The 19,714-nt window shown below is 63.3% G+C and carries 13 protein-coding genes; 6 read left to right on the top strand and 7 right to left on the bottom strand.

What is annotated here, in order from left to right:
* Window positions 1-14: 14 nt before the first annotated feature.
* Window positions 15-3,134 carry a glycoside hydrolase family 2 TIM barrel-domain containing protein gene (locus ACNHGR_RS21080; RefSeq protein WP_475288722.1) on the top strand — a complete coding sequence of 1,040 codons (3,120 nt, stop codon included), beginning with the start codon at window positions 15-17 and terminating at the stop codon, window positions 3,132-3,134.
* A gap of 98 nt (window positions 3,135-3,232) precedes the next feature.
* Here ACNHGR_RS21080 and ACNHGR_RS21075 read toward each other — a convergent pair whose 3' ends face one another.
* Complete coding sequence (locus ACNHGR_RS21075) at window positions 3,233-6,145, bottom strand: TonB-dependent receptor domain-containing protein (RefSeq protein ID WP_475288721.1); 2,913 nt, start codon at window positions 6,143-6,145, stop codon at window positions 3,233-3,235.
* Window positions 6,146-6,366: 221 nt separating this feature from the next.
* Window positions 6,367-6,828 carry an Lrp/AsnC family transcriptional regulator gene (locus ACNHGR_RS21070; RefSeq protein WP_184274734.1) on the bottom strand — a complete coding sequence of 154 codons (462 nt, stop codon included), beginning with the start codon at window positions 6,826-6,828 and terminating at the stop codon, window positions 6,367-6,369.
* Window positions 6,829-6,953: 125 nt separating this feature from the next.
* Here ACNHGR_RS21070 and ACNHGR_RS21065 point away from each other — a divergent pair, with 125 nt between their 5' ends.
* The gene (locus tag ACNHGR_RS21065) at window positions 6,954-8,006 is read left to right on the top strand and encodes a Leu/Phe/Val dehydrogenase (protein WP_475288720.1); all 1,053 of its coding nucleotides are present in this window, start codon (window positions 6,954-6,956) and stop codon (window positions 8,004-8,006) included.
* 80 nt (window positions 8,007-8,086) lie between these two features.
* Here ACNHGR_RS21065 and ACNHGR_RS21060 read toward each other — a convergent pair whose 3' ends face one another.
* The 5 genes from ACNHGR_RS21060 to ACNHGR_RS21040 form a co-directional block, all read right to left on the bottom strand.
* Window positions 8,087-8,677 (bottom strand): TetR family transcriptional regulator, encoded by a 591-nt coding sequence (locus ACNHGR_RS21060; protein WP_184274730.1) that lies wholly within the window; start codon window positions 8,675-8,677, stop codon window positions 8,087-8,089.
* Between the two features lie 87 nt (window positions 8,678-8,764).
* A complete protein-coding gene (locus ACNHGR_RS21055) occupies window positions 8,765-10,498 on the bottom strand; it encodes a CocE/NonD family hydrolase (protein ID WP_475288718.1) in 1,734 nt (577 codons plus the stop codon).
* Window positions 10,499-10,508: 10 nt separating this feature from the next.
* The gene (locus ACNHGR_RS21050) at window positions 10,509-12,044 is read right to left on the bottom strand and encodes an alpha/beta hydrolase domain-containing protein (RefSeq protein ID WP_475288716.1); all 1,536 of its coding nucleotides are present in this window, start codon (window positions 12,042-12,044) and stop codon (window positions 10,509-10,511) included.
* Complete coding sequence (locus ACNHGR_RS21045; RefSeq protein WP_475288714.1) at window positions 12,044-14,725, bottom strand: TonB-dependent receptor domain-containing protein; 2,682 nt, start codon at window positions 14,723-14,725, stop codon at window positions 12,044-12,046. Before ACNHGR_RS21045 ends, ACNHGR_RS21050 begins: the two co-directional genes overlap by 1 nt.
* A 240-nt stretch (window positions 14,726-14,965) precedes the next feature.
* Window positions 14,966-15,463, bottom strand: a complete 498-nt coding sequence (locus tag ACNHGR_RS21040) for a MarR family winged helix-turn-helix transcriptional regulator (protein ID WP_475288712.1) — start codon at window positions 15,461-15,463, stop codon at window positions 14,966-14,968.
* A 126-nt stretch (window positions 15,464-15,589) separates the two neighbouring features.
* Between ACNHGR_RS21040 and ACNHGR_RS21035 the strand changes: the two genes are divergently transcribed.
* Genes ACNHGR_RS21035 through ACNHGR_RS21020 form a run of 4 tightly spaced genes read left to right on the top strand, consistent with a single transcriptional unit; the run spans window position 15,590 to window position 19,713 of the window.
* Window positions 15,590-16,093: a TRAP transporter small permease subunit gene (locus tag ACNHGR_RS21035; protein WP_475288711.1), complete on the top strand. Its 504-nt coding sequence runs from the start codon at window positions 15,590-15,592 to the stop codon at window positions 16,091-16,093.
* Entirely contained in the window at window positions 16,090-17,394 is a 1,305-nt protein-coding gene (locus ACNHGR_RS21030; RefSeq protein WP_475288709.1) for a TRAP transporter large permease, read from the top strand. Before ACNHGR_RS21035 ends, ACNHGR_RS21030 begins: the two co-directional genes overlap by 4 nt.
* Window positions 17,395-17,398: 4 nt before the next feature.
* Window positions 17,399-18,460, top strand: coding sequence for a TRAP transporter substrate-binding protein DctP (gene dctP / locus ACNHGR_RS21025; RefSeq protein ID WP_475288708.1), 1,062 nt, complete (start codon window positions 17,399-17,401; stop codon window positions 18,458-18,460).
* Window positions 18,457-19,713, top strand: coding sequence for a CaiB/BaiF CoA transferase family protein (locus ACNHGR_RS21020; RefSeq protein WP_475288707.1), 1,257 nt, complete (start codon window positions 18,457-18,459; stop codon window positions 19,711-19,713). The genes dctP and ACNHGR_RS21020 overlap by 4 nt, the downstream gene beginning before the upstream one ends.
* Window position 19,714: the final 1 nt, after the last annotated feature.

The raw sequence follows: 19,714 nt of genomic DNA, 5'->3' as shown, positions 1-19,714 counted from the left end.
AGCGAGGGGAGAGAATGATGCGCATGTGGATGCACTCCAGCGCGACCGGCGCGCTGATCGCCGGCCTTCTTCTCTCCCCCGCTGCGGCACAGACCAGCTTGCCCGAATGGGAGCAGCCCGAGGTGATCCGGCAGGGCGCCGAGCCGATGCATGCGACCTTCGAGGGGTTCGAGACGCGCGAGGCTGCGCTGTCCCGCGACGTCGCGCGCTCCCGCTATCATCTCTCGCTGGACGGGGACTGGCAGTTCCATCTGTCGCCCAACCCGGAAAGCCGGCCAGTCGATTTCTACCGTCCTGATTTCGACGCGAGCCAGTGGGGTACGATCAAGGTGCCGGGCATCTGGCAGGCGGAAGGGCATGGCCGACCGGTGTTCGTTGGCAGCGGCTACCCCTTTCCCCGTGACCAGCCCAAGATCGCGCATGACCTGAACGAGGTCGGCTCGTACAGGCGCAACGTGACGATCCCGGCCCATTTTGCCGGACGCCGGCTGCTACTCACCGTGGGCGCGGCCGGCGCGGCCTATTATATCTGGGTCAATGGGCAGCGGGTCGGCTATTCAGAGGACAGCAAGCTGCCGGCCGAATTCGATATCAGCCGCTATGCCAGGCCGGGCCACAATGTCGTAGCGATCGAACTCTATCGCTTTGCCGACGGTAGCTATCTGGAGGATCAGGATTGCTGGCGGGTCAATGGCATAGAGCGCAGCATCAGCCTCTATGCCGCGCCGCCGACCCATATCAGCGACCTGACCGTCAATGCCGGGCTGGAGCATGACTATCGCGACGGGACGCTGGGGCTGACGGTCGCGATCGGCGGCACACCGGCGGCGATGCGGGTGCGGGCCACCGTGCTGGAGAACGGGAAGAGCCTGCTGGTGCGCGAGGCGACGGGCAGTGGCGCGGTCAGGATGGACGCCGGCCTGCCGGGCGTGAAGCCATGGACCGCCGAAACGCCCAACCTCTACACGCTGCTGGTCGAACTATTGGACGACAAGGGCAGACTGGTCGAGGCGACCAGCCGGCGGATCGGATTCCGCACGGTGGAGATCGCCGGCGGCGAAGTGCGGGTGAATGGCAAGCGGGTCATGATCCGTGGCGTCAACCGGCACGAGCATGATCCCAAGACCTTCCGCATCGTTTCCGAAGCGACGATGCGCAAGGATATCGCCTTGATGAAGGCTGCGAATATCAATGCGGTGCGCACGTCCCATTATCCCAACGATCCGCGCTGGTATGATCTGGCCGACGAATATGGCCTCTACATCATGGATGAGGCCAATATCGAGAGCCACGGCTATCTCAGCCACTCGCAGGAGCGGAACAACGATCCGTCCGTACTGCTGGGCAACGATCCCGCATGGCGCGCCGCGCATCTGGATCGGGTGCAGCGTATGGTGCAACGGGACCGCAATCATCCGTCCGTCATCTTCTGGTCGCTGGGCAATGAAACCGGGATCGGCGACAGTTTCGAAGTCGCCGCCAAATGGGTGAAGCAGGAAGATCCGACGCGCCTCGTCAGCTTCCTCGGCTGGAGCATGAGCGGCTGGCGCCACCCGGTGAACAGCTATGTCGACATCTTCGCGCCCATGTATGACGATGTCCCAAAGATGATCGATTATGCGCGCGATCCGGCCTTCAAACAACCGCTGATCCTGTGCGAATATGCGCATGCGATGGGCAACAGCCTGGGCGATCTGGAGGGCTATTGGCAGGCGATCCGGGCGCATCCCAAATTGCAGGGCGGCTTCGTGTGGGACTGGGTCGACCAGACCATGCTGCTGCATGACAAGGATGGGCGCCCCTATTGGGGGCAGGGGCTGGATTATGATCCCGATCCCAAGGCGCCCGGCGTCCATGGCGACGACAGCCCGGTCGGCGACGGGGTGGTCCAGTCCGACCGGACCCCCGACCCCGAATATTATGAGTTGGCCAAGGTGCAGGCACCCATCGCCTTCGGGACGGATGGTAATGGCTATCGCATCCTCAACCGGCACGACCATATCGACCTGTCGCGCTTCACGCTGGACTGGACGGTGATGGAGGATGGCATCGCTGCCGCCAGCGGCAGCCTGCCCATGCCCGTCGTGGCGCCGGGCGGCAGCGCGCCGCTACCCCTTACCCTGCCAGCGCCGAAAAATGCAGCGGCCGAGCGGATATTGGTACTCCGCGCGCGGGCCAAGGCGGGTGCCGTGCCAATGCTACCGGCGGGACATGTCATGGGGTGGGATCAGTTCGCCCTCAACGCTCCTGCCCCGCCCGCGCCACCGGCCGGCGCTATAGAACCGGTCGAGACAGCGGAAACGCTCAACCTGTCCGCTGGCGACACCGTGCTGGAGGTCGACCGTGCAACCGGTCTGCTACGGCGCTACGCACGCGGCGGCACCCTGCTGCTCAGCGGCGGAACACCAAATTTCTGGCGGGCGCCGACCGACAATGACGTCGGCGCCGGCATCCCAAAAAGCCATGCCATGTGGCAATATTTCTCCGACCATCGCCGGGTCGAGGCGGTCGAGCGATCAGGCAACGCCATCATCGTTCGTTATGACATGGGCGTGGGATCGGTGAAGGTCGAAACCCGCTGGACCATGGCTGCCGATGGCCGGGTGGGCGTGACGATGCGCTTCGATCCGATCCGCGACACGCTGCCCGATCCGTTGCGCGTCGGACTGGCGTTCGACACGCCGGCCGCACTGGACCGGGTCGCCTGGTACGGTCGCGGACCGCAGGAGACTTATGCAGATCGCAAGAGTGGGGGGCTGATCGCGCAATGGAGCGGCAGCATCGCCGAGCAATATCATGACTATGCTCGGCCGCAGGAATCGGGGAACAAGAGCGACGTGCGCTGGATCGCGCTGACCGGTACCGGCGCCAGCACGGGGTTGCGGATCACCGGCGCCCAGCCGCTGTCGGTCAACGCACTGGCATTCCCCTACACGGATCTGGCGATGAAACCGACAGGGCAGGCGCACAGTTCGGACATTCGCCCGCATGACCATGGCACGCTGCTGATCGATGCGGCGCAGGCGGGCGTAGGGGGCGATACCGGATGGAATCTGGACGGTCGCGCCCACATGAATTTCCGCATCCCGCTGCGATCGCTGACCTACAGCTTCACCATCGACGCGGCGCGCTGACCCTATCCCGCTCCAAGTAAAAAGGCCCGCCTGCATCGTCATGCAGGCGGGCCTTTTTCATGTCTGCCGGTCGGGAACTTGCCCGGCCGGCCGATCTTTCAGAAATTCACCGTCGCACCGATGAAGATGTTGCGACCCAGCGAGTCATAGACCCCCGGATAGGTGTTGCCGTTGCCGAAGGACGACAGGATGCCTGCGGCGATCGCCGGCGGGTCCTTGTCGAACATGTTGTTAACGCCGGCCCGCAGCGTGAGCTGCTTGCCGATCGACTGGGTCAGCGACAGGTCGAAGTAATTATAGTCGTCGATCTTGCGATTGATGACGCTGGGCGTACCGCTGAGCGACGGATTGTCCGACAGGCTCGACAGCTTGGTCCCGCCGATATGACGCCAGGACAGCGAAAGCACGGTGTCGCTCGGTGCCATCCAGGTGAAGCGAGCCACATGGCGCCATTCTGGCGAAGGCTGGCCGCAGGTGTAACCAAACAACCCCTTGCAGTCATAGCTGCCCAGGCCCGGCAGCGGCTGCGCCACCTGCTCGGCCAGCCAGGTGCCGACCATGTTGACGTTGAACCGGCCCATCTTGCCGATGCCAAAGGTGTAATCGGCGGTGATATCGATACCCGACGTCTTCAGATAACCGGTATTGAGCGTGGTCGAGACGATATAGCCGTTCTGGCCAAAGATCGCGCCCGAACGCGGATCGCGGTTGAAGAGGCCGCAATAATAAGCGTCGCCGGTTTCGGCGCACTGGCTGATGATAAGCGATGCGTCGAGCGCACCGATATAGTCCTTCACCTTGATCTTGTAATAGTCGACCGACAGCGAGAAGTTGCGAAGCGCACGCGGCGTCAGCACGAAGCCCGCCGTGATTGTGTCGGCGGTTTCGGGCCGCAGATTGCGATTGCCGCCACCCAGTGCCGAGCAGGTATCCGCCGGACATTCGACAATATTGCCATATTGAGCAGCCGTGACGCCGGTGAGCGCGCAGGTTTCCTGCGATGCCACCGGATTTGAGCCGGAGCAGGGATCTTGTCCCGCAACGTTGCCCACCGACTGCGACGCGAAGAGTTCGCCGATATTGGGCGCGCGGATGGCATGGTTGTAGCTGGCGCGCAAGCGCAGATCATCGACCGGCTGCCAGCTGAGTTCACCCTTGTAGGTCCAGACGTTGAAGTTCGACTTGAAGCCAGTCGACTTCTGTTCATTGCTGTAGGACGAATAGCGCAGGCCGCCATTGATCGTCAGCGAGCGGACGAACGGCATGTCGGAAATCAGCGGGATTTCGATTTCGCCATAGCCCTCGGTCACGCTGATGATGCCATCCGCATTGGTGGCGCCGCCCTGCTGGGCGATGTCGTCAGCGAAGAAGTTCAGCGTTTCGCGGCGATGTTCAGCGCCCAGCGCGATGCCGACGCCACGGCTGGCCCAGGGGCTTGTGATGCCCATCTGGCCCAGGTCGCCGCTCAGCGTGCCGGAGAAGACCTGCTGCGAATTGCGCGAGGAGGTGTTGCTGGGGGTGAACAGATAGGCGCCCTGTTCAGCGGTCACGCCACCAGCCGAGAAGACATTGACCGGGATACAGTTGGGATCGGTGCCGTCGACCACCGACCGGCAGGTGGGCACGCCGTTGACAGTCACGACGTCCAGCGCGCGCTGCGCCTTCACCGCGTCGACATTGTTGAGATAGCGTTCCTTGAAGCGGACCAGCGAATAGAGATAGTTCACATCATAGCTGAAGCCGCTGCCCAGATCGCCGCGTACGCCGGCCGTGTAACGATAGTCGGTATGCTTCAGGTCATCGCGACGCGGGGCGATCGACATGCGATAGCCGACCAGCGCGTCTGCCGTCTGATCGGTGCCCGCCTTGCTGCCGCACAGGGTTTCGAGCTGGCTCGCGCTCGCCAGCGGATTGTTGCACGAAATGGCAAAGGGCGAGCCGAGGAAGATGGCCGAGGGCGCGACCTGCGAGAAAGTATGGTCGCGCATGAACATGAAGCTGCCATAGACTTCTGCCGCCTTGCTCAGCTCGAACTTGGCGAAGGCGCCCGCCGTGATACGCTCGTCAGAACGCTGGAAATAATTGTCCGGCGCATAATTATAGGCGTAGCTATTGTCATAGGGGACGAAGGTCTGGGTGCCATCCTTGCTATTGGTCAGCGTCTGTCCCTGATAGGCGCCCTCCAGCGGGACGAACGTGCCATAAGGGGTATTGCTCGACCCGCCGCAGAAGAGCGCGGTACCGGCATCGTCGGCCTGTTGCAGGGCGCAGGATGATACATCGCGCGTGGACTGGCGCACCGGATTGTAATGGCGATAGCCTGCATAGGCGGTGATGTTGCCGCGACCATCGGCAAAATTCTTGCCTGCCGATATGGTGATGTCCTGCTTGCCGCCGTCCATGACCGAACCATTCGCCTTGCGATAGCCCTTCTCATCCAGCAGGCTACGCACGGCGCTGTTGTTATTGTCATGCTGGTAGAAGCCGGTCTGGGCATCGATGCGTATGCCGTCCAGATTGTCCTTCAGCACGAAGTTGACGACGCCCGACAGCGCGTCCGAACCATAGACCGCCGACGCGCCGCCGGTCAGGACGTCAACGCGCTCGACCAGGCTGCTGGGCACGAAATTGAGATCGATCGCCTGCTGCGGCAACATGCGCTGGCCGTTGACCAGCACCAGCACGCGGTTGGAGCCAAGATTGCGCAGGTTGATGTTGGACGTGCCGTCCGATCCGTTGGACACATTCTCGTTCGCGTCGGCAGTGAATTGCGGCAGGCGGTTCAGCACGCCTTCGACGGTCGTGGCGCCCTGATAGCGGAATTCCTCCGAGGTCACGACAGTCTGGGGGCTGTTGCTTTCCAGATCGGGTCGCTTGATGCGCGTGCCCGTCACCACGATTTCAGACGCGCCGGACGAATCGCCTTCCTGGGCCGTTTGCGCCAGCGCCGCCCCCGGCACCAGCGCGGCGACAGCCACCGCGCAGCATAGTTTCACACGGTAATTCCGCATTTTGTGTCTCCCTGACCTTTTTTGCAGGCGGGATGCTGCGGCAATAACAGCGCAATGTCAAATACTGTATACGAAATACCTTATGCACAAAGCTAGGCAGATTGCACGAACGACGTAGAACCGTATGCCAAAGAGGCGATGCGTCTCTGCGTCCACAAACGGATGTCAGGCGGGTGCGCTGCCTCAAACGGGCGATGCCGCGCGGATGTCCGACCTTTGCGTCAGATCGGCAGTTCGTTGGTCGCCTTGATCTCCGACAGCGCAACGGTGGAGTTGATTTCCTGCACGCCGGGCAATTTGCTCAACCGTTCGAAGAAGAAGCGCTCATAGGCTTCGATATCCTTCGCAACGATGCGAAGCATGAAATCCATTGTCCCCATCAGGACATAGGCTTCAAGCACTTCCGGAAAACCACGAATAGCGGCACTGAACTCGTCCAGATTGGCGCGACCATGGGCGTTGAGCTTTACCTGAGCGAAGACCTGCGCATTGAGGCCGACCTTGCGCCGGTCGATCACCGCCACCCGTTTGCGGATCAACCCTTCCTTCTCCAGTCGATCGATACGGCGCCAGCAGGGCGAGGCGGTCAGGCCGACCTTTTCCGCAATCTCAGCCGTGGTCTGGCTGGCATCACGCTGCAACTCACGGAGAATTTTGCGCTCAAAATTATCGAGATCGATCATATTTTCCTGATTACCGTTCAAATCAGGATAGATCATCCACTATTTTGAGAAATGGATCGAAAATCGGGCAAGTTTCTCCTCAGCGATCGGCCGATAAGCAGCGCGACATTCCCGAGGAGAAAATCATGGTCGTCCGTCCCGCTCGTCAGAACCCGCCGATGCAATCGGTGCGCCTGCTCGATCCCGAAAGCGGCCTGGACGGTGTGATCGCAATCCATTCCACCGCGCTCGGGCCGGGCGCTGGCGGGTGCCGTTTCTGGCATTATCCCGATCTTGAAGCCGCATTCGACGATGCTTGCCGTCTGGCCGAGGGCATGAGTTACAAGAATGCCCTTGCCGGACTGCCGTTCGGCGGCGCGAAGGCCGTGCTGCGCCAGCCGGAAGGTCGCTTCGATCGTACCGCGCTCTTTCGCGCCTTCGGGCGCGCGGTCGAGGCATTGGAGGGACTCTATGTCACGGCGGAAGATGTCGGCACAACCGTGGCGGATATGCGTGCGGTCTCCACGGTGACGCGCCACGTTGCCGGGCTCGATCCATCGGGCGATCAGGCGGGGGGCGACCCGTCGCCCAGGACCGCGCTGGGCGTGTTCGAAGCGATGCGGACCGCCGCCCGGCTGACCCTGGGGGCGGAGCTATCCGACCTGACCATCGCCGTACAGGGCACCGGCAATGTCGGGGCGAGCCTGTGCCGGCAACTGGCCGATGCCGGGGCGCGACTGGTGATCGCCGATATCGATCCGCGCCGCCGCAACGCGCTGGGCGCCGTGCTGAATGCCACCGTCGTGGATGTTGAGGAGATTGCAGCGGCGGAGGCGGACATCTTCGCGCCCTGCGCTCTGGGCGGCGCGCTGACGGCGCCAAGCGTCGCCGGCATGAAGGCCCGGCTGGTCTGTGGTGCGGCCAATAATCAGTTGGCCACGCCCGAAGTCGCTGCGCTGATGCAGGAACGCGGCATCGCCTACGTCCCCGACTATGTGGCCAATGCCGGCGGCATCATCAGCGTCTCCGCCGAATATCTGGGTGAGGACCGGGCAAGTGTCGCGGCCCGCGTCGATCAGATCGCCCCGCGGGTCGGCGAGATACTGGACCTCGCGCAGCGCGAAGGACGGTCCCCGGCATGGATCGCCGACGAGATGGCGGAACGGATCATCGGGGCAGCGAGTCTCCAGGTCGCCTGATCCAACTGTTTACCTAAAACACACACAGTATCTTGCGGGGTGATCTTGCCACTCTTGGTTATTGGGCAGGCTTTGCCTGCTCAATGACCATCATGTCGGAAAATGGTGATGATCTGCGCGGCAATATCGGACGGTTTGAGCCGACCCGGGCGATACCAGTCCGCTGCTGAATTCAACTGCGACAGCAGCAGGTTGCGATAGATGGACCGATCGACATGCGGTGGCAACGGCAACGCGTCGACCAGGGACCGGAACAGGCCCTCGAACCGGTCGCGACGCGCAATCAGTTGCGCCCGCACCGGGTCGGGCACCTCCCGGAAATCGTTCATCATCGGCATGGTCAGGGAATCCGGCGCCAACTGGATGTCCAGCAGCGTGGCACAGGCGGCCAGCAACCGGTCCCAGGGATCATGCCGGGCGTCTGCCGCCTCGGCAATCCGCTCTTCCGCCGCGTCGAGCGCGCCGTCGTGCAGTTCCACGAACAAGGCATCCTTGGACTTTATATGATGGTAGAGCGAACCGCCCAACACACCCGCCTGTTCGCCGATGTCGCGCATGGAGGTGCCGCGATAGCCTTTTCTGGCGAAGAGCTGGGCCGCAATCTCCAATATCTGACGGCGGCGGCCCGACCCTTCGTCATGCGATCCACTGGCTGTGCTGCGCGTCTTCATCCTCGTCGCGCTAGCATATCTCCCTCCGACCGCGAAGCCCCGCCACGTCCGGACTGGCGCCAATCGCCGTGATCGGCACCAGTCCGATCAGGGCTGGCCGGCCGGAATGACCGGCACCGCCACCTGCGAGGGATGGGCCGCATCGGCATAGAGGGTGATGGTGGGCGGCGTTGCCATGTTTCGCGCCCGCTCGCGATGGTCGGAACCGGTCAGGGTGATCTGCATCCGATGCCCCTTCTGGAACACCCAGCTGGTCGGCATCATGTCGAACCGCAAATGTGTCGGCTCGCCGGCCTTGAGCGGCTGGGCATCTTCCCTGTAGGCCCGGTGCCATGGCACGCCCGGCGGCATCGACCAGGGCGCCTGAGCTTCCTTGCGCAGCGATGCCTTCAGCCGCCCTTCCGTGACGACCCGAACCGTGCCGTCGGGCGCGACATCCTCCAGATAGGCAAAGATGTTGGCGTCATTCTGGTCAGACGAGATCCAGAGATCAGCCAGCGCGTTGCCGGTAACTTCGGTATCCGCCGCCACGGGTGCGCCAGCCATACTGACCCCCGATCCGGCGACATGGCAGGGCTGGACCTGCGACCCGCTGCCGGCATCCGGACAGGCGATGTCGTAGCGCGCCTTGAAGCTGACCGGCTTGCTCCGGACCGGAGCGGTGGCCAGTTTGCCGGTGGCAAAATAGAGCGGCGTCATCTTCGTCGCCTTGAGCGGCCAGTCGGTCGTCGCCCGCCATTCGCTGTCCTTGGGCGCGTTGACGGTAAAATAATGGATCGGCGCCTGCGCGTCGATACCGGTATCGATCCCCTTGAGATGGCGATCGTAGAAGCGATGCATTTCCTCCAGCAGCGCGAAATCATCACTGTTGCAATGCGCCCAGGGGCCGATCAGCACGCGCGATCCCGGTACATTGCGATGCGCGATGAAGGCCTGGTCGCGCAATTCGTCACGCCAGCCGCCCTGGATATAGAGCGGTACCGCGCCCAACCTGATCTGGTCGGCATAGCTGGATGCGCTGCCTTCCGCCCAGAAACGGCTGGCGACCAGCGACGACCAGCTGTCGCGGTATGGGAGCTGCTTCCACATGTCGAACAGCGGCGTCGAGAGTTGATGCTCCTCGGCCGCCTCGCGCAGGATCACCTTTTTCTCATCGCCGTCGACCGGCGAGACTTTCATATCGTCCTCGACCGTCCGGGTCGGGCCGGTGCCCCATTGGGCGAAGATGCCGCCCCGGCGGAACGCATCATATTTGTTCCAGGAAAAGCAGCCGGCAAACACGGCTTTCAAAGCCGGCGGACGCATGGTCATGACATGCATGGCGGCGTCGCCGGTGTTGGAGCAACCATAGACGCCGACCTTGCCGTTCGACCAGTCCTGCTTCGCCAGCCATCCGGTCATGTCGAAGGCGTCCTGCGCTTCGTTCCGGTCATGATAGCCGCGCCGCACGCCGGTCGACTGGCCATTGCCGCGCCGCGCCACCTGCACCACGACATAGCCATAGCGCACCAGTTCCTGCATCTGGCGAAAGCCGCTCACCCGTCCGCCCGCGCCATCGGCCGTCAGTTGCGAAATGGACAGGGTATGATGCCAGATCACCGGGAAACGGCCCTGAACGATCTTGCCGTTTTGCATCGGCCGGTCGATCCGCACCGCGAGTTGCACCCCGTCGCGCATCGGCACATAGAGAGACGCGCTATGGATGCCGTCATAGTCCTGCTTCGGCTGATAATGGCCGAAACTGCTATCTGTGGGCGCGGCGATGGCCGTGCCGCTCGCCATCGCCGTCAACGCCAGAAGCGCAGCCGCCAGAGCTTTCATCCTCATTCCCTTATCGCTTCCCGAATTGGCGCGCTGCATCCGCGCGGGCCTTGACCTTGAGCGCCGCGGCGTCAGAGGGCAGCAACCAATGCTGCCGCACCAGCGCATCGACCGCCCTATCGTAGCGCTTCGCAAAACCGGCCGCGCTGCCATAACGCGCCTTGAGCGTAGTCGCATCCATATCCTGCCGCAGGAAGATTGGCCGGCCGCTCTTCGCGACGCAAGCCGGCTGATCGCTGCCAGTGTAAAGGCCATAGGCGGCCAGCGGCACCTGAAACTCAGCCACGGGCAGGCCACCCTCCGGATTACCGTTCCTGTCGCGCGCTATCTTGCGGTCGGCGGTCCAGCCAAGCTGCGGCGCGCGGGGCGCGGATACGCCTTCGTCCGTCCACAGTCGCAGATTGTCGAGCGCCGCGCGGATGAAGGCACCATGCGGCACGTCGCTGATCGGCAGGGAACAGCTATTGCCGGCCTCCTCGCCCTTCACGCCTGCGACCGGATAGCCTTTCGCTGCCAATTGCACCATATTGGCGCGCCGGTCGCGCGGCGGATTGCCGTCAATCATGCTGGAGCCATGGATGACGCCGCCCAGTTCATAAACCCGGTGCGCCCCGACCTTCGCATCGCTGTCGGGCTGCTGCTCGGGCCGACCGGTACCGACCTCGAACTCGCTCATGAATTCGATCACCGGCACGTCGATCGGGCGCAGGGTACGGCGCGGATCGTCATTGGCGACCGGCGGCTCCTCGCTGTTGAGCGGCACATAGCCGCCCCCGTTCCAGCGCGACGATATGCCGAGCAGATAGCCGTCGAACACCGGCTTGCCATCGGGCAGGCGGGCGCGATCATGAAAGCCTTCATTGATGAAGCTGCGCTGCACGCTGCCGGTGAACGACCAGCCACCGACCAGCAGGCGCCGCACCTTCAGCCCTTTGAGCGGATTATCCGCCCGATCGCTGCGCAGCAGGGCACCAAGATCGGCCATCACCTGATAGCGGATGCCGTCTTCCTTCGGCCACTGGATCGCCTTGTAGCGATCCGGCTCAAACCATTGCAGCACCTGGCTCTGCGCCGTTGGGACCGGCCCCTTGGCGGAAATGGCGCGGCTCGGCGCATCGTCGCCAAGGCCGGCAGCGACATAGATATCGCCCCGCTTCATCAGATAATCGGCGGTCGCCAGCCAGTGACTCGTCCCACCCTGCGACGGGTGGATAGGCTCGAAATGGACGATGCCGCTGAACCGGGCATTATCCTTCGGGCGCCGCACGATGATCCGCGTGCCATAGGGCACATCCCTGGTCAGGATAGACAATGTGCCATCTGCCTCATGCCGGAAGGCGTCTGCCGTGCCGTGGAGGAAATATTCCTCCTCGACATAGCCATGCGCCGCCAGATCGATGGCCGGCAGGGCGCCCGGCACATTGGCGCTGTTGTAGATCTGGCTGGTCGCCGTCACCGGCACCGGCCCGTCGATCCGGTCGATCCCTGCCCAGGCAGGAACCGACACCATGAGCGCGATCACCGCGACCGCCAGACCGGCCCGCATCAGAAGCTCTTGCTGATCGAGAGCGACACCATCCGACCAATCGCATTGGTCGTCTGCGGATCGAAACCGCCGCCGCCGCCATTGCTGGTCGGAGCAAGGTCCACGAAGGGCGGATTGCGATCGAACAGATTCTGCACGTCCAGCCCGATCTTCACGCCTTCCGTCCCCGGAATGTCGGTTTCGCTCAGGTCATAGGCCAGGCGCAGGTCGACCGTGGTATAGCTTTTGATCTTCTCGACCGGCGTCACATAGGTATTGTTATACCCATTTTGCCAGGCGACAACGATGCTGCCATCGAATCCGCCCTTCGACCAGCCGGCCACGCCGCGCGCGCGCCATTTCAGCGGATAGTCGATATTGTTGACCTGATCGATCACCGGCGCGTCGGGTGTAATCCCGACCTTGTAGGTCAGGAAATGCGTGCCCCGCACCGAAAAGCGGAAATCGCCGGCATTGTAGGTCCGCACCGGTACGGACAGGCCGAAGTCGATGCCGCGCGTAATGGTGGTGCCAAGGTTGCTCGGCCGCCCTTCGATAAAGACGTTTGCCGCCTGCGCATTGGCCGTGGTGCCGCCGTTGATGGTCAGACCCTGCGCGATCAGTTCGGCGATCCGCGCCTGCGCCGCCGCGTCGCGCAGGATGATGGAGCTGTAGAGATTTTCCTGCCGCAGCACGTTCAGGTTCGACAGATAGCCGTTGATCTGCCCCTTATAGACCAGATCGAAATAGTTGAGGCTCAGTTGCGCGCCGGGCAGGAAGTCGGGCGAATATTCGCCGCCGAACGACCATGTCCGCGCCGTTTCCGGTTTCAGATTCAGGTTGCCGCCGGACAGCGCCACGCCCTGCACCGTGGTGCCGACCGTCGGGTCGAAATAATTCTGGATATACATTTGCGTGCCACCCGCGCTGATGAGCTGGGTCAGCAGCGGCGCGCGGAAGCTTTCGCCGTAGCTGCCATGCAGCTTCAGGTTGCGCACCGGTTCCCAGTTGATGCCGATCTTGGGATTCTTGGTCACGCCGACATCGCTATAATCATCGATGCGTCCGGCAATATCCAGATCGAGCCGCTGGAAACCGGGGATGGCATTGTCGGGACCGAAGATCGGCACCATCAGTTCCAGATAGGCCGACTTGACGTTGCGGCCAAGGCTGAGGTCCGTACCGGTCTGCGCACCGACCCGACCGCGCACCTGCCCCGTGCGCAGGTTCAGCTTGTAATATTCAGCGCCCACCGCGACCTTCACATCGCCGCCCGGAAGACTGAAGAGCGTGCCGTTCATGGTCACTTCCGCCGCGCGCATCTTGCTGTGGCCGCGCGTGTCGGTGACATTGTTCATGATCGCATCGATCACATTCTGGTTATTGGGCGATGTCCCGAACGGGTTGAAGGCGGTCGCCGGATCGCTGCTCGCCAAGGCCGCGGTCAATGCGGCGCTATCGGTTAGATTGCCGTGGGAGCGGACATGATCGCGACTGTCGCCGATCGTGCCATATATGTCGATCTGCCAGTCGCCGAACAGATCGGCATTGATGCCGGCCGTCCCCTGAATCGTCTTCGACGTGATGTCGGTATTGGAATAAGGGCCGAAATCATTGGCGAAGCTATATTGCACCGTCTCGCTCGCCGGATTGGTGCCGGCAGGCGCGACGAAATAAGCGTTGCTGCTTGGCACGGTCAGGTTCTGCGCTGCCGTCTGCCCACGCCGCTGTGCATCGCGCCGCGCGGCATAGACGTCGGCATAGAAGCGGATGCCGTCGGTGATGTCTTGATCGAAGGTCAGCGCCGCGCTGTTGATCTCCTGCTGCGGCACCAGGTCGATGGCTTTGAGATTATCGCATTTGTTGCTGGTGCCGGCGACCAGATTGTCGGGCGTCGCGCCGCCCGCCGAGATCGCATAGCTGGTCCCGCCGGTCACGATATTGCCCGGCGCACACTGGGTGACGCGATAATCGGCACCACCGCGATCGCTCAGGTCCGCGCCATAGAAATCCCGATGCAGTCCGCTCAAATTGGTGCGGTAAGTATGCTGGAAGGAGGCGGTGATCTGGCCAGTATCCCATTTGTGCCCGCCGATGACGCCGATCTGGCTTTCGCGATAATGGTCGGCAAAGCCATTTTGCACCTCGACTTCCAACCCCTCATATTTGCGGCGGAGGATGAGGTTGGCGACGCCCGCGACCGCGTCCGATCCGTAAATGGCCGATGCGCCATCTGCGATCACTTCGACCCGTTCCAGCGCCAGCGTCGGAATGGTCGACGGATCGACGCTGTTGCCGGCCGTGCCCTGCGGCACGGCACGATGGCCGTTGATTAGGGTCAGCGTGGCATAGGGGCCGACGCCGCGCAGATTGATCGAATTGCCATAGGCGACATTGCTGGCGCCGCCAGCGCCGCTGCGGGTCGTGTCCGATACGCCATAGTTCAGGATTTGCGGCGTTTCCTGAAGAATGCGAATGGTCGTGGTCGCCGCCGACTGCTCGATTTCCGCACGGCCCACGGCGACCAGTGGCGAACCGACGGGGGCAACGCCGCGAATGCTGGTGCCGGTGACGATGATGTCGGCCGCACCCTGATCGTCCTGCGGCGCAGCGCCTTCCTGCGCCAGAGCGGGCGCGGCGGACAGGGCGAGCAGCATCAGGACGGAGCGAGAAACGGAATGGCGCAGCGCGGTGCGTGGCATGAATATACCTCCCGACCCGGCCGCAGCCGGGCGATTATCGTTGGGCGGACACCGCGCAGGATGGAAGGAACAGCCCAACCGGCGCCATGATCGGCACCCGGCACATCTCTCTCCATCGTCACGGCAGCGTCTTCGCCATCCGCAAGCGCTCTCATCGCGCTCACCAAGGACGCGATGATGTTTCGACTCAATCGTTGATTTTGTCAACCATCATTTTTTCAAACCATATTGTACTCGCCCTCAGAGCGTGATCCCTTGCTCGTCATAGGCTTCATACATACGGTCGAGCAGTTCGCGCAGCAGCGCCAGTTCCGCCTTGGTCAACTGGTGCAGTACGGCATCCTCGGTCTTCGCCAGCGTATCGAACAGTTCGTCCAGATAGGCCTGGCCCGACTCGGTGGCAAAGAGAGCGTGGCGCCGCCGATCGGTAGGCGACCGTTCCCGCCGCGCCAGGTCACGCGCCTCCAGATCGTCGACAATCTGGACCGTAATCGACTTGTCCAGGCCTACGGCACGGGACAATTCATTCTGGGAAATGCCGGGATTGGCGGCCACGATCGCCAGTGAGGAAAACAGGCCTGACCGCAAATTACGCTCTGCCGTCGCTGCCGCAAAATCGCGCGACAGCTGGTTCTGGATGCGCCGAAGGCGAAAGCCGATAAACTCGTCCAGACGACCCAGCCTGACGCCCGAGTCCCCATTATCCTGATCCGGTTTCTTGCCTGCCACGCGCTTCACGAAAATTCCCGCCGTTGAAATTAGTGTAGTTGACAGAAGGTTGAATTTCTCTACCATATTTCCCGTCAAGTCATTAGACGGGCGAACCGCCGGGCTGTCAATAAGGCCGCCTTAAGGGAGAGGAAGATGCAGAACGATCTCGATCCGGGGGAGGCACCGCCGCCCACGCCCCAGACGGAAAGCGGCGCCACCCGCGCGGCCTTTCTGGTCGGCGGCACCGGCCTGTTCGTCGCCATGGCGACCGACGCGATCGCCGTGCTCGGTCGTCATGCCGGCTTCACCCTGCTCGGTTCGATCGAGGTGGTACAATGCTGCATCGTCCTCATCGCCTCTTCCGCCATGATCTTCGCGACGCTCAAGGGCACCCATGCCGCCGTGCATATCCTGACCGAACGGCTCAGCGCACCGGCCGTCGCCCTGCTCGCGAAGATTGCTGCACTACTGTCCATGTCGTTGTTCATTCTGCTTGCCGCCGGCTGCCTCTGGCTGGTCGCGGACCTGTGGCACGGCCATGAGCGGACCGAGTTGCTCCACATCCCCATCACGCCGCTGCGCCTGCTCCAGATCGCGGCCCTGCTCTTCGTCGCGGCGCTCTTCGCCCGCGCCCTTTTCCGCCGGAGCGCCCGATGACGCCTGAACTGATCGGCCTTTTGGGCATAGTCGCCCTGCTTGGCCTGCTTGCGATCGGCGTGCCGATCGGCGTCGGCCTCGCCGGCGTCGGCCTGGCTGGCCTCGCCATCCTGATCTCGCCCGAGGCCGCCATCATCAAGGGCGGCGTCGTCGGCTTCGAAACGGTGATGAAATATGAGTTGGGCGTCCTCCCCCTCTTCCTCCTGATGGCGCATCTCTGTTTCGCTGCGGGGGCAAGCCGCGACTTCTTTGACGTCGCCGCCCGCTTCGTCGGCCATCGCCGAGGCGGCCTCGCCCTCGCCTCCATCGCAGGTTGCGCCGGTTTTGGCGCGATCAGTGGCTCCAGTCTTGCCACCGTCGCCACGGTCGGCGCTGCCGCCCTTCCGGAAATGCGCCGCGCCAATTACCAGCCGGGGTTCGCCGCCGGTGCGCTGGCGGCCGGGGGCACGCTGGGTTCGCTCGTCCCCCCTTCGGGCGCGCTCATCGTGTTCGGCATCATCGCAGAACAGTCGATCGGCAAGATGTTTGCCGCGTCGATCATCCCCGGCCTCAGCCAGGCGCTGTTCTACATGGTGACGATCAGCATCCTGTGCCACCTCTACCCCGCGCTGGGGCCCAAGGCCGCACGGATCGGCTGGCGCGATCGCATTCTCGGCCTCGGCCGCATCATCGACGTGATTGCACTGGTCATCTTTGTCATCGGCGGCCTGATGATCGGCTGGTTCACCCCCACCGAAGCCGCCTCCGTCGGCGTGGTCGCGGCGCTCGGCATCTGCGCGCTGCGCGGCGCCTTCAACCGGCAGGCGATTGGCGGAGCGGTCGCCTCCACCCTGCGCACGGCGGGCATGATCTATGTCGTCATCATCGGCGCAGTGCTGTTCGCAACCTTCATTAGCGTCACCGGCATCGCCGACCTCATGTCGCAAACGGTGCGCGACATGCACACCAGCCCGGTGCTGGCGATCATCGTCATGGCGCTGCTCCTGCTGCTGCTCGGCTCCTTCCTCGACGGCCTTGCCCTGATGCTGCTCACCACCCCTATCTTCCTGCCAATCGCGCAGGAACTGGGCTACAGCGCCATCTGGTTCGGCATCTTCCTGACCCGGACGATGGAGATCGGCTTCGTTCATCCGCCGCTCGGCCTCAACGTCTATGTGATCCAGGGCATCGCCAAGGACATACCACTCGGCGCGATCTTCCGCGGCATCATCCCTTTCCTCGTCGCCGACTTCTTCCACCTTGGCCTCATCATCGCCTTTCCGGCGCTGACCCTGTGGCTGCCCAGCGTGACGGGGGGCTGATCCCATGCGTTTCCTCATCCCCTTCGCCGCCGCCCTTGCACTTACGGCCTGTGCGCCCGTGCCGAAGCAGGCAGAGCATGTGCTGACCTATGCCAGCCCCTATCCGCCCAGCCACCCGTTCAGCCGGGCGGACAAGGAATGGATGGCGCAGGTCGAAAAAGCCAGCAAAGGCCGCATCGCCTTTCGCCCCTATTGGTCCGGCGCCCTGCTCTCCAACGACATGAGCATGGAGGAAATCCGCCACGGCATCGCCGATATCGGCCTCATCACCCCCATTTATGCCAAGGGCGGCGCGCATCTGCTGCGAGTCCAGTCGGGCTTCTATGGCGGCGTGCGCGATATCGGCGAACAGATCGCCATCTATGACTGCCTCGCCGGCCGCTTTCCCGGTTTCGGCAAGGAACTGCACGGCCTGCACGTGCTGGCGGTACAGGGCGGCAACTTCCCCGGCGTGCTGACCATCAACCGTCCGATCCGCCATCTGGAGGATTTTCGCGGGCTTCGTTTGCGTGCTCAAAGCGACGCCGTCGATGTGCTCAAGGAACTGGGCGCCGATCCGGTGAACATGCCGATGAGCGAAGTCTATAGCGCGCTCGCCAAGGGCGTGATCGACGGCGTTCTGGCGCCCGCCGACACGATCAAGAGCCTGCACTTCTCCGAAGTGGCCAAGCATTTCACGGCTATCCGTTTCAGCCGCGGCGCTTATCCCGCCCGCGCCATTTCAGACAAGGCATGGGCGAAATTACCGGTCGACCTACAAAAGCTGCTCGCAGGTTCGCGCAAGGACTGGGAATCCGCACTTAACCGCGAATTGCTGAAGGCCGAAGCCGACGGTATCGCCTTCGGCAAGACCGACGGTGTCGATTTTGCGCCCCTGCCCGCTCAAGAGCAGACACGCTTCGACGCCCTCTACAACAAGGACGCGCTGGGACAGGCGGAACGCCTGCAATCCGTCGGCATAGACGGCCTGCCCGTCTTCCGCGCCGCCCAGCATCTCATCACCAGCGGCGCCGCCGCCCAATGCGACACAGGCGCGCGATCCGCGCCGTCAGGGGAACAGCCATGACTACCACGCCCACCCCCAACCCCACTCAGCGCCCGCTCGAAGGGCTGCGCGTCATCGACCTGACCCGCGCCCTTGCCGGCCCCTATGCCACCTTGCTGCTCGCCGGCCTCGGCGCTGAAGTCATCAAGATCGAAGATCCACGTGGCGGCGACCTCGCCCGCGAAAACAGCCCCTATGTCGGCCGCGACGGCATCGTGGTCGAACGGCGGCACGAAGACGACATCTCCGTGTCGCACCTGACCCGCGCGCGCGGCAAATATGGCGTGGCGCTGGATTTCAAGAAACCGGGTTCGCAGGAGGTTTTCCGCGACCTCGTCCGTACCGCAGACATTGTGGTTGAAAATTTCACCGCCGGCACCGCCGATCGCCTCGGCATCGGCTATGATGTCGCGAAGCAGGAGAATCCCGGCGTCATCTACTGCTCCCTCTCCGGCTTCGGCGCGACGGCGGCGGACGGCAAGGCGATGGATATCATCATCCAGGCGCTGTCGGGCGCCATGTATGCCAGCGGCGGCCACGACGAACCGCCCGTCCGTATCGGCATTCCGATCGCCGACATGCTCGCACCCGTCTTTGCCGTGATCGGCATCCTGTCCGCGCTCGAACAGCGCCACCGCACCGGCGAAGGCCAGCATATCGATGTGTCGATGCTGGGCGCGCTCACCAGCTTCGTCGCAATCGAGAATTGGTCGGCCATGGCGGCCGCGGGTATGCAGGCGCGCACCGGCCTCACGGTTCAGCGCCTCTCGCCCTTCGGCGTGTTCGAATGCGCCGACGGCTATGTCGCCGTGGTCGCTGTCCATGAAAAACTGGCCCAAGGCCTGTTCCGCGCCATGGGTCGTCCGGATCTGGGACAGGAGCCGCGCTTTGCCAACCGCGACTCCCGTGTCGCCAATGCGACCGTGCTGGAAGCGCTCATCAACGACTGGTCGCGCACGCTGCCGACCAGCGAAGTGGTCGCGAAGCTGGAGGCCGAGGGCGTGCCCGTCGCCCCCGTGCGCCATCCCGAAGATGCGCTGGTCGATCCGCGCGTCGTCGCCCGACACGAAACGATGGAGGTGGCGCATCCCGCCTACGACACGCATATCGACCTTCGCACCGCCGGCATCCCGATCGTTTTCTCGGGCGCGAAAACCGGTTTCGACGATGTGATGCCAGTGCTGGTCGGCCAGCATAGCGACGACATATTGTCCCGCCAGCTCGGCTATTCCGCCGACCGTATCGCGGCGCTCCGCGCAGACGGCGTAATCTGAC

The organism is Sphingobium sp. RS1, assembly GCF_056156825.1.
Note: the sequence above shows the minus strand (reverse complement) of the source record. Positions and strands in the feature narration are given on the sequence as shown.

Coding starts and splice junctions, on each gene's coding strand:
- ACNHGR_RS21080 (WP_475288722.1), top strand. CDS start 15: ATGATGCGCATGTGGATGCACTCCAGCGCGACCGGCGCGCTGATCGCC.
- ACNHGR_RS21075 (WP_475288721.1), bottom strand. CDS start 6,145: ATGCGGAATTACCGTGTGAAACTATGCTGCGCGGTGGCTGTCGCCGCG.
- ACNHGR_RS21070 (WP_184274734.1), bottom strand. CDS start 6,828: ATGATCGATCTCGATAATTTTGAGCGCAAAATTCTCCGTGAGTTGCAG.
- ACNHGR_RS21065 (WP_475288720.1), top strand. CDS start 6,954: ATGGTCGTCCGTCCCGCTCGTCAGAACCCGCCGATGCAATCGGTGCGC.
- ACNHGR_RS21060 (WP_184274730.1), bottom strand. CDS start 8,677: ATGAAGACGCGCAGCACAGCCAGTGGATCGCATGACGAAGGGTCGGGC.
- ACNHGR_RS21055 (WP_475288718.1), bottom strand. CDS start 10,498: ATGAAAGCTCTGGCGGCTGCGCTTCTGGCGTTGACGGCGATGGCGAGC.
- ACNHGR_RS21050 (WP_475288716.1), bottom strand. CDS start 12,044: ATGCGGGCCGGTCTGGCGGTCGCGGTGATCGCGCTCATGGTGTCGGTT.
- ACNHGR_RS21045 (WP_475288714.1), bottom strand. CDS start 14,725: ATGCCACGCACCGCGCTGCGCCATTCCGTTTCTCGCTCCGTCCTGATG.
- ACNHGR_RS21035 (WP_475288711.1), top strand. CDS start 15,590: ATGCAGAACGATCTCGATCCGGGGGAGGCACCGCCGCCCACGCCCCAG.
- ACNHGR_RS21030 (WP_475288709.1), top strand. CDS start 16,090: ATGACGCCTGAACTGATCGGCCTTTTGGGCATAGTCGCCCTGCTTGGC.
- dctP (WP_475288708.1), top strand. CDS start 17,399: ATGCGTTTCCTCATCCCCTTCGCCGCCGCCCTTGCACTTACGGCCTGT.
- ACNHGR_RS21020 (WP_475288707.1), top strand. CDS start 18,457: ATGACTACCACGCCCACCCCCAACCCCACTCAGCGCCCGCTCGAAGGG.